The 1,405-nt window shown below is 60.1% G+C and carries 1 protein-coding gene; it reads left to right on the top strand.

The window, feature by feature from the left end; genetic code table 11:
• Positions 1-93 precede the first annotated feature (93 nt).
• Positions 94-1,122 (top strand): IS110 family transposase, encoded by a 1,029-nt coding sequence (locus HCC78_RS32560; RefSeq protein WP_172332821.1) that lies wholly within the window; start codon positions 94-96, stop codon positions 1,120-1,122.
• Positions 1,123-1,405: the final 283 nt, after the last annotated feature.

Here is a 1,405-nt window from a genome sequence, read left to right as displayed (position 1 = left end):
GTCATAGATGGGATGGTTGCCGCCCTCCCCAGACGGCATCGCAATGTGCCAAGATGGTGGTGTTGAAAGCTACCAGGCGAGGAGGACGGTGAGATGAAGGATACGATGATCGGCGTGGACTTGGCAAAACGAGTTTTCCAGCTCCATGGAGCTTCGATGACGGGACACGTAAAGTTCCGGAAGAAGCTGACACGGGAGCAATTCCGGAGGTTCATGTCTGATCAGTCTGCGTGCGTTGTCGTGTTCGAGGCCTGCGGCAGCGCGAGCTACTGGGCCCGGGAGATGGAAGCGCTTGGTCATGACGTCAAACTGATTGCGCCCCAGTACGTCCGTCCCTTCGTCAAGCGCCAGAAAAATGACGCGGCTGATGCCGAGGCGATGGTGATCGCCGCGCGCCAGCCGGAGATGCGCTTCGTCGCACCAAAGACAGCAGAACAGCAGGCCAAGGCGGTAGTATTCCGTAGCCGGGAGCGCCTGGTCCATCAGCGCACCGAACTCGTGAACGCGCTGCGGGCGGTGCTCTACGAATATGGCCATGTGTTTCCTACAGGCCTCGTTCATCTGAAGCGGATCGAGGCGTTGTTGGATGATCCCGCCTCAGATCTACCTTTACTGATCATAGCGGAATGCCAGGACTTGCTGGCGCAGATTGCTGAGAAGACGGAGAGGATCGACTCGAAGACCAAGGGGCTGAAGGCGCTTGCGGACGAGACGGATACCGCGCGGCGACTGCAAACGATGCCGGGGGTCGGGCCTCTGACGGCGTTGGCGGTCGAGGCCTTCGCGCCCGACATGGCGCAATTCAAGTGTGGCCGGGACTTCGCAGCTTGGCTTGGGCTCGTTCCACGGCAGCATTCCACGGGCGGCAAGCAACGGCTGGGGCGTGTCTCGAAGGCTGGCCAGGCCGATATTCGGCGGCTACTCATTATTGGAGCAATGTCGCGCCTGAATTGGCTGGGACGACGGACGATTCCCGAGGACTCGTGGCTTTCTCGTCTGGCGGCCCGAAAGCCGCGGATGCTTGCCGCCATCGCCCTGGCGAACAAAATGGCTCGCGCGATCTGGGCCATGCTGACGAAGGACGAGGAGTATCGGGCTCCGGCGCAGGGCGCAGCTGCATGATGTTCATGAAGCGCAAGACAGCCTGACGTCGGTCAAGGGGGTGTGAGAAGCCAAGACCTGAATGGGCAAACGATCGAAAAGATCCGGACGGTAGAACCAGGCGATACGCCAGAGCCACCGAGCTCGTTTCATAGATTTGGACCCGTTCCGCGGATCACCATTTCGGCCAGCGGCTCTTGAAGGTCGCACGAACAGGCCTGACACAAGACCGCGCTCGATCACATGCTCAAGGGTCAAAAACTTCTTGCATCACGGGCGGCAACCACACAAGGCGTATCGTTCC

The sequence above is a fragment of the Mangrovicoccus sp. HB161399 genome (assembly GCF_013184745.1).
Classification (GTDB): Bacteria; Pseudomonadota; Alphaproteobacteria; order Rhodobacterales; family Rhodobacteraceae; genus Mangrovicoccus.
This window is presented reverse-complemented; position numbering and strand designations above follow the sequence as displayed.

Bases quoted from the DNA above. Each gene is read 5' to 3' on its own strand.
- HCC78_RS32560 (WP_172332821.1), top strand. From the start codon at position 94: ATGAAGGATACGATGATCGGCGTGGACTTGGCAAAACGAGTTTTCCAG.